Source organism: Vibrio sp. 10N.222.55.A1, assembly GCF_041473835.1.
Lineage (GTDB): Bacteria > Pseudomonadota > Gammaproteobacteria > Enterobacterales > Vibrionaceae > Vibrio > Vibrio crassostreae_C.
Map to the genome: position 1 here is coordinate 92,312 of NZ_JBFRSX010000028.1, position 7,591 is coordinate 99,902.

General features: G+C 43.2%; 8 protein-coding genes. 3 read left to right on the forward strand and 5 right to left on the reverse strand.

Annotation, left to right across the window (positions count from 1 at the left end):
- Positions 1 to 52: 52 nt before the first annotated feature.
- Positions 53 to 220 (reverse strand): hypothetical protein, encoded by a 168-nt coding sequence (locus AB4493_RS09300; RefSeq protein ID WP_017060256.1) that lies wholly within the window; start codon positions 218 to 220, stop codon positions 53 to 55.
- Positions 221 to 496: 276 nt separating this feature from the next.
- Here AB4493_RS09300 and htpX point away from each other — a divergent pair, with 276 nt between their 5' ends.
- Positions 497 to 1,360: a protease HtpX gene (htpX, locus tag AB4493_RS09305; RefSeq protein WP_060982833.1), complete on the forward strand. Its 864-nt coding sequence runs from the start codon at positions 497 to 499 to the stop codon at positions 1,358 to 1,360.
- Between the two features lie 293 nt (positions 1,361 to 1,653).
- Here htpX and purB read toward each other — a convergent pair whose 3' ends face one another.
- The 3 genes from purB to mnmA form a co-directional block, all read right to left on the reverse strand.
- A complete protein-coding gene (purB, locus tag AB4493_RS09310; RefSeq protein ID WP_017065316.1) occupies positions 1,654 to 3,024 on the reverse strand; it encodes an adenylosuccinate lyase in 1,371 nt (456 codons plus the stop codon).
- 143 nt (positions 3,025 to 3,167) lie between these two features.
- Positions 3,168 to 3,785, reverse strand: a complete 618-nt coding sequence (gene hflD, locus AB4493_RS09315) for a high frequency lysogenization protein HflD (protein WP_146491851.1) — start codon at positions 3,783 to 3,785, stop codon at positions 3,168 to 3,170.
- Positions 3,786 to 3,828: 43 nt separating this feature from the next.
- The gene (gene mnmA, locus AB4493_RS09320; protein ID WP_048609389.1) at positions 3,829 to 4,965 is read right to left on the reverse strand and encodes a tRNA 2-thiouridine(34) synthase MnmA; all 1,137 of its coding nucleotides are present in this window, start codon (positions 4,963 to 4,965) and stop codon (positions 3,829 to 3,831) included.
- A 204-nt stretch (positions 4,966 to 5,169) separates the two neighbouring features.
- Between mnmA and AB4493_RS09325 the strand changes: the two genes are divergently transcribed.
- On the forward strand, positions 5,170 to 5,439 hold the full coding sequence (locus tag AB4493_RS09325; protein ID WP_010439986.1) for a hypothetical protein: 270 nt from the start codon (positions 5,170 to 5,172) through the stop codon (positions 5,437 to 5,439).
- Between the two features lie 102 nt (positions 5,440 to 5,541).
- A complete protein-coding gene (locus tag AB4493_RS09330) occupies positions 5,542 to 6,846 on the forward strand; it encodes an inosine/guanosine kinase (RefSeq protein ID WP_017060261.1) in 1,305 nt (434 codons plus the stop codon).
- A 194-nt stretch (positions 6,847 to 7,040) separates the two neighbouring features.
- Here AB4493_RS09330 and AB4493_RS09335 read toward each other — a convergent pair whose 3' ends face one another.
- Positions 7,041 to 7,451 (reverse strand): H-NS family nucleoid-associated regulatory protein, encoded by a 411-nt coding sequence (locus AB4493_RS09335; protein ID WP_017060262.1) that lies wholly within the window; start codon positions 7,449 to 7,451, stop codon positions 7,041 to 7,043.
- Between the last annotated feature and the right edge of the window lie 140 nt (positions 7,452 to 7,591).

Below are 7,591 nucleotides of genomic sequence, written 5' to 3' on the forward strand. Positions count from 1 at the left end.
CTTTAGACCTTGAGTTGATAAACAACCGGTCTTTTAATAAACAAGCTTAGAACTAATGTTCTTTAGTCAGTCCCATTAAAGCTTGCTGAGTTTCTGTGATTTTTGTCTGTGCCGTTTGCGGTGTTAGGATTCCAACCTGCTTTTTCGCTTCTTCTTCAGTAATCCCTAGGTGACAGCACAGTAAATCGATAGCCATTTGAGTGTTAGTACCTTCAACCATGATCCTTTCCTTTTTGTACATGGACTAGCCAATAAATCATCTGAAGTCACTGTAAACGGATTGTTATATCGACACCATACGACTTAGGTCTAATAGAGTGGATTTAATTCGGATATGGTCTCGTAATCAAATGTTGCAATTTAATGCTTAACCTTGTTTTCTTAATCTAAGACTATATGTATAAGTAAGTATAAGTCTTCAAGGTTGAAACTATTGCTGTCTGCCTTGTCTATAACAATAAGTTTTATAAAAACAGCTTTCATGCGGAGATAAGTAATGAAGCGAGTAATGTTGTTCCTTGCAACTAACCTAGCGGTTGTATTGGTACTAAGTGTTGTTCTTAATATTGTATACGCAGTCACAGGTATGCAACCCGGTAGCCTATCAGGCTTATTGGTGATGGCTGCGGTATTTGGTTTTGGCGGCTCATTCATTTCATTAATGATGTCGAAGAAAATGGCGCTACGCTCTGTAGGCGGCATGGTCATTGAAAGCCCACGTAACGAAACAGAACATTGGTTGATGGAGACGGTAAGCCGTCAATCTCAACAAGTTGGTATTGGTATGCCAACAGTGGCGATCTACGACTCGCCAGACATCAACGCATTCGCGACAGGTGCTAAGCGTGACGATTCATTGGTAGCAGTATCAACAGGCCTGCTGCACAACATGACGCGTGATGAAGCTGAAGCAGTATTAGCGCATGAAGTGAGCCACATCGCGAACGGTGATATGGTGACCATGACGTTAATGCAAGGTGTAGTGAACACGTTCGTTATCTTCCTATCTCGTTTCATCGCCAACATTGTTGCGTCGAATGACAACGAAGAAGAGGGTGGCAGCAACATGATGGTGTACTTCGGTGTGTCTATGGTGCTGGAACTGGTATTTGGTTTCCTAGCGAGCTTCATTACCATGTGGTACAGCCGCCACCGTGAGTTCCATGCTGATGCAGGTGCTGCGCACTTGGTTGGTAAAGAGAAGATGATTGCAGCGCTAGAGCGTCTAAAGGTGAGCCATGAGCCACAACTAGAAGGTTCTATGATGGCGTTTGGTATCAACGGTAAGAAGTCTCTAACTGAGCTTCTAATGAGCCACCCGCCGCTAGACAAGCGTATTGCTTCTCTACGTAACATGTAATCGCTACGTATTCTTCAGTCGCTAATCGACAAGATACATTTGAAAGGCTTCCTTCGGGAGGTCTTTTTTGATCTTGGCGTTTAAGATAACAAGTGTTGAGACATGAAGTATGAGATATGAGGTGCAGTTGTCGCTAGGTGATTAAATTGAATCAGTAGGAGACGAGTCGATCAATTGGAGAAGGCTTGGTGTTCTTATGTTGACGATTCTTGTGGCGATAGATTTAGTTCCACGCAATAAAAAGGCTTCCACATGGGAAGCCTTAGTCTATTCTGCGATTCGAAATTCGAATATTACAGCTTGTCAGTTAGCTCGATTGCTTGACCGATGTAGTTTGCTGGAGTCATCTCTTTCAGACGAACTTTCTCGTCTGCAGGAATCTCAAGACCATCGATGAATGCACGCATGCCTTCGCCATCTACACGTTTACCACGAGTTAGCTCTTTTAGCTTCTCGTATGGTTTTTCAATGCCGTAACGACGCATTACTGTTTGTACTGGTTCAGCCAATACTTCCCAGTTCTTGTCTAGTTCAGCAAGTAGCGCAGCGCGGTTAACTTCAAGCTTGCTAATACCTTTCAGAGTCGAAGTGTATGCAATGATTGCGTAGCCAACACCCACACCTAGGTTACGAAGAACCGTAGAGTCAGTAAGGTCACGCTGCCAGCGAGAAACTGGAAGTTTTTGTGCAAGGTGGCTGAATACTGCGTTCGCTAGACCAAGGTTGCCTTCAGAGTTTTCGAAGTCAATTGGGTTAACTTTATGCGGCATTGTCGAAGAACCGATTTCGCCAGCAATAGTCTTCTGCTTGAAGTGACCAAGAGCGATGTAACCCCAAACGTCACGGTCGAAGTCTAGAAGGATAGTGTTGAAACGAGCAATTGCATCGAATAGCTCAGCGATGTAATCGTGAGGTTCGATTTGAGTTGTGTACGGGTTCCAAGTTACGCCAAGAGATTCAGTGATGAACTCTTCGCTAAACTGGTGCCATTCAACTTCTGGGTATGCAGAAAGGTGTGCGTTGTAGTTACCTACAGCACCGTTGATTTTCGCTAGGATCTCAACGTTTTCGATTTGCTTGTATTGACGTTCCATACGGTACGCAACGTTAGCCATCTCTTTACCCATAGTAGAAGGAGAAGCTGGCTGACCGTGTGTACGAGACAGTAATGGAATATCACGGTACTCGTTCGCAAGTGCTTTGATAGCATCAATTACGTTACGGATTTCTGGAAGAATCACTGTGTCACGAGCTTCTTTAAGCATAAGCGCGTGAGAGGTGTTGTTGATGTCTTCAGAAGTACATGCAAAGTGAATAAATTCGTTTACAGCGTGAAGTTCAGGAACGCCAGCAACTTTCTCTTTCAAGAAGTACTCAACCGCTTTAACGTCGTGGTTAGTCGTGCGCTCGATCTCTTTGATACGTAGAGCATCTTCTTCGCTGAAGTTAGCGGCTAGTTCATCAAGAAACTGGTTAGCTTCTGCACTGAACGCTGGTACTTCTTTGATTGCATCAGTTGCTGCAAGCTTTTGTAACCAACGAATTTCAACGATAGAGCGGTACTTTAGTAGTCCAAACTCACTAAAGATGCTGCGTAATGCAATAGTCTTACTTCCGTAACGGCCGTCTACTGGTGAAACAGCAGTCAATGCTGACAGTTCCATGGTGTTCTCCTGAATTGAGTTTTCTAAATTTTGAGAGGTTTATACCAGTAACAATCTCAATTGTCACGCACATTGCGCAATCGTTTGCGTGAGAGTTGTGTTGATACAAAAAACAAGCTCGCGACGAGGCGCGAGCTAATAAACTACATTCGAGCTAGTAGGATTTGAGCCTGCTCGATCATCTTCTTACGACCGAAGATAAGGTGGCGACGTTTACCGCCAACTTGACGCCATAACACAGCGCTTCGAATCCCTGATAGAAGCAGTGCGCGAACCTTATGTTGGCTCGATGTCTGCTGAAGTACAGACGGAGTACCAGAAACCTGAATGCGAGGGCCGATAGGGCTGACGACATCAAGGTAGATACTCGCAAGGTTGCTGATCATTTGCTCGTCAAACAGATCAAAGTGTTCAGTTTGGCGCTCTGCAGTTTGAATGCGGTCACCAAGCTGAGACATAGAGTCGTTGCGAGAAGACAGCTTACGCTCAAGCGCCATCAAGCTGATGATGTAACGAGTGATATCGCTACCTGCTGGAGTACTATCGATACCTTTTACTAAGCACTCCAGGCCAAGCTTTAGGTTCGCTTCACGTCCAAACACGCCCACGGTATTCGCTGGGTTGGTATTTAAAATGGCACTGAGTGAAGCTTCGAAGGCATCTTTATCACAATGGCCGTCTTTCGCTACTTGTTGAACCAAAGCCACAGCTTGGCAAATTCCGGCGAAAGCAATAGTACGGTCATAAAGTGTATTAGCCACGTAGTAACTCCTAGTTGTCTTCTATCGTTTATCGTTTGATTGATTAGATGCGCTTTTCGATGATACCACCACCAAGACAAACGTCGTCTAGGTAGAACACTGCCGATTGACCAGGGGTCACAGCAATCTGTGGCTCATCAAAAATAACCTTAATGTTCTCATCATCAATTGGGATGATTGTACAAGGAATATCGGTTTGACGGTAACGTGTTTTTACCGTGCATGTCATAACTTCAGTAATTGGTGTGCGATTTACCCAGTGAAGCTGAGAAGCGATCAAACCTTCTGATTTTAGAAGAGGGTGATCTTTACCTTGTACTGCGATCAGAACATTACGCTTCAGATCTTTTTCACCAACAAACCATGGTTCTTCGTTACCGCCACCACCTTTAGTGCCGCCAATATGAAGGCCTTTACGCTGACCTAGCGTGTGGTACATCAAACCTTGGTGTTGACCAATCACTTGGCCTTCAGGTGTTTCGATGTTACCCGGTTGTGCTGGTAGGTATTTGCCTAGGAACTCAGTGAACTTGCGCTCACCGATAAAGCAGATGCCTGTTGAATCTTTCTTCTTAGCTGTGATCAAGTCTTGCTCTTCAGCAATACGTCGCACTTCTGGCTTCTCTAATTCACCGACAGGGAATAGGCTGCGTGCCACTTGATCTGAGCTTAGCGTGTATAGGAAATAACTTTGGTCTTTGTTGCTGTCTAGACCGCGTAGCATTTCTGGTTTTACGCCAGCATCAAGCTCTTCTTGAGTTGGGAAAGTACGACGAACGTAGTGACCCATCGCAATGTAGTCTGCGTCTAGCACTTCATCCGCAAACTCTAAGAATGCTTTAAATTTGATTTCTTTGTTACAAAGAATATCTGGGTTAGGTGTACGACCTGCTTTGTACTCTTCAAGGAAGTATTCGAATACGTTGTCCCAGTATTCTGCAGCAAAGTTGATAGTGTGAAGGTGGATACCTAGTTTGTCACATACCGCTTGAGCATCAGCAAGATCTTCAGCTGCCGTGCAGTATTCTTCGTTATCGTCTTCTTCCCAGTTTTTCATGAAAAGGCCTTCTACCTGATAGCCTTGTTGCTGAAGAAGATACGCCGATACTGACGAATCTACACCGCCGGACATACCGACAATTACTTTCTTTTCGCTGTTTCCAGAGCTGATATCTGACATGTCTAAACACCGTTACTATTACTTGGTCGCAGATTCTAACAGAAAGAGAAACGCCGTGACAGATCCGAGACCGGAATCACAGTTTCATTTGCACAAATAGTGCGCTGACTTTGTTAGAGAATCGCATGAGAGCGAGGTGAGTCGCTAGGATGTCAGAAGTATATGTGGCATAGTCGCTCGAAATCCAAGACCTGAGATAAAAAAATGTCTGAACAAAATGAATTTATGCAAGAAGAAGAGCTGATTGAGATCATCGAGAACCAGCTTGAAGATGGCGAACCAGTGAAAGTGAAAGAGACGTTGATGCGTTTAATGATGACAGGCACTCCACGTGAAGAAGCAATTGCGGCTATGGCATGTGCACTGGCAATTGAAGTATTTGACGTTATGAAAAACGGCGCGGAGTTTAATCAAAAACGTTACGCAGAGCATTTGGGCATGCTGCCTGATTTAAGCTTTATGGAAGGGGAATAAAAAAAACCTTCAGCAAACGTTTGCTATAGTTTGAAAGATTGCCGCGTTAAATATAGCGCGGTAGAATCCGCCACCTATTTCCCCTTGACTTAGACTAGCCCTATGAAATTCCCTGGACAACGTAAATCAAAGCACTACTTTCCGGTTCACGCTCGTGATCCTCTAGTGAGCCAAGCTCAAAGCAGTAAAAGAATGTCACGCACTCATATTATCGGTATTGACCAAACATTGGTGGATATTGAAGCAAAGGTGAGTTCTGAACTTATTGAGAAGTATGGTTTGAGCAAGGGACATTCACTGGTTATTGGCGACGCAGCCGCTGAATCTTTGTATCAAGAATTAAAAGAGCAGTGCCTGATTACCAATGAATACGCTGGTGGCACAATTGGTAACACATTACACAATTACTCAGTATTGGCGGATGACCGTTCAACACTGCTTGGTGTAATGAGCCAAGATATTAAGATTGGTAGTTACGGTTACCGCTATTTATGTAATACATCAAGCAGAATGGATCTGAACCATTTACAAGGGGTAGATGGCGCAATTGGTCGCTGCTTTGCATTAATTACAGAAGACGGTGAACGTACTTTCGCAATTAGCGAAGGACAAATGAACCAATTAAAACCAGAAAGCATTCCTGAAAAAATCTTCAAAAGTGCTTCTGCTTTAGTTTTAACGGCTTATTTAGTTCGCTGTAAGCCAGGCGACCCGATGCCTGAAGCAACAATGAAAGCGATCGAATACGCGAAGAAATACGATGTGCCAGTCGTTCTTACACTAGGTACTAAGTTCGTTATTCAAGATGATCCAGAATTCTGGAAAGATTTCCTTGAGCAACACGTAACGGTTGTTGCAATGAATGAAGACGAAGCTGAAGCGTTAACGGGTGAAAGCGATCCACTGGCTGCATCAGATAAAGCGCTAGACTGGGTAGACCTTGTTCTATGTACTGCGGGACCTGTTGGCCTATTTATGGCTGGTTATACAGAAGATGCAGCTAAGCGTGAAACGTCACTGCCTTTACTTCCAGGTTCAATTGCGGAATTCAACCGTTTTGAATTTAGCCGTCCTGCGCATAAAGATTTATGTGAAAACCCAACTAAAGTGTATTCGCACATTGCGCCATACATGGGTGGACCAGAAAAGATCAAAAATACCAATGGTGCAGGTGATGCTGCGTTATCAGCTTTATTACATGATATGGCTGCTAATAAGTACCACAAAGAAAACGTGCCAAACTCAAGTAAACACCAACATTCATTCTTGACGTACTCTTCGTTCTCACAAGTTTGTAAATATTCTAACCGTGCTAGCTATGAAGTGTTGGTTCAACACTCTCCACGTTTATCTCGTGGCCTTCCTGAAAGAGAAGATAGCCTAGAAGAAGCGTACTGGGAAAGATAAGTTACTTTCTTTAATCAGTAGTACTATCAGTATCAGTTGGTTTCTAATACTGATAGTACAAATATAAAAAAGGCTCCGAAAGGAGCCTTTTTTGTTTCTGAATATATTGAAGTCGTAAATAATACTTTGGTCGACTTAAATATTAATTCTATCGCTTAGCGTGTAATTGATTACTCACTAAGTAAACTAAATGTTTAGATAGCAAACTCTTCTAGAGATTTACCAGCATCTAGCTGTTCTTGGATAGCTGAGGGCGTACGGCCTTGACCTGTCCAAGTCTTCTCGTCGCCGTTTGCGTCTACGTATTTGTATTTCGCTGGGCGAGGAGCGCGTTTAGCTTTTGTTGTTTTAGATTTTGCTTCACCAGAAAGTGCAGCAATAAGATCGGCAACATCAATTCCGTCTTTTGCAATTTGTTCAGCAATAGCAGAAAGCTTAGCTTCTTGCTCTGCTTTAGCAGCACGCTCTTCAGCTTCAGACTCTTGACGCTCTTGTACAACAATAGTCAGCTTGTCTAGCGCTTCTTCAAGTTGCTCAAGAGTTAATTCACGTGAGAACGCACGAAGGCTGCGGATATTTAATAGAGTTTTTGTTAATTCAGACATGATATTTTCCATCAAGGTAAACTAAATAATCTTCCTAATAATAAACAGAGCCTAGGAATAAAACAAATAGTATTTCTTCTATTACATATTTAAATATAAAAGTGAGATGAATAGTTGAAAATTCAGAGCAGTATTTCTAT

What these genes read in the sequence shown, in the direction of transcription:
- AB4493_RS09300 (WP_017060256.1), bottom strand. Translation starts at nt 220, where the DNA reads ATGGTTGAAGGTACTAACACTCAAATGGCTATCGATTTACTGTGCTGT.
- htpX (WP_060982833.1), top strand. Translation starts at nt 497, where the DNA reads ATGAAGCGAGTAATGTTGTTCCTTGCAACTAACCTAGCGGTTGTATTG.
- purB (WP_017065316.1), bottom strand. Translation starts at nt 3,024, where the DNA reads ATGGAACTGTCAGCATTGACTGCTGTTTCACCAGTAGACGGCCGTTAC.
- mnmA (WP_048609389.1), bottom strand. Translation starts at nt 4,965, where the DNA reads ATGTCAGATATCAGCTCTGGAAACAGCGAAAAGAAAGTAATTGTCGGT.
- AB4493_RS09325 (WP_010439986.1), top strand. Translation starts at nt 5,170, where the DNA reads ATGTCTGAACAAAATGAATTTATGCAAGAAGAAGAGCTGATTGAGATC.
- AB4493_RS09330 (WP_017060261.1), top strand. Translation starts at nt 5,542, where the DNA reads ATGAAATTCCCTGGACAACGTAAATCAAAGCACTACTTTCCGGTTCAC.
- AB4493_RS09335 (WP_017060262.1), bottom strand. Translation starts at nt 7,451, where the DNA reads ATGTCTGAATTAACAAAAACTCTATTAAATATCCGCAGCCTTCGTGCG.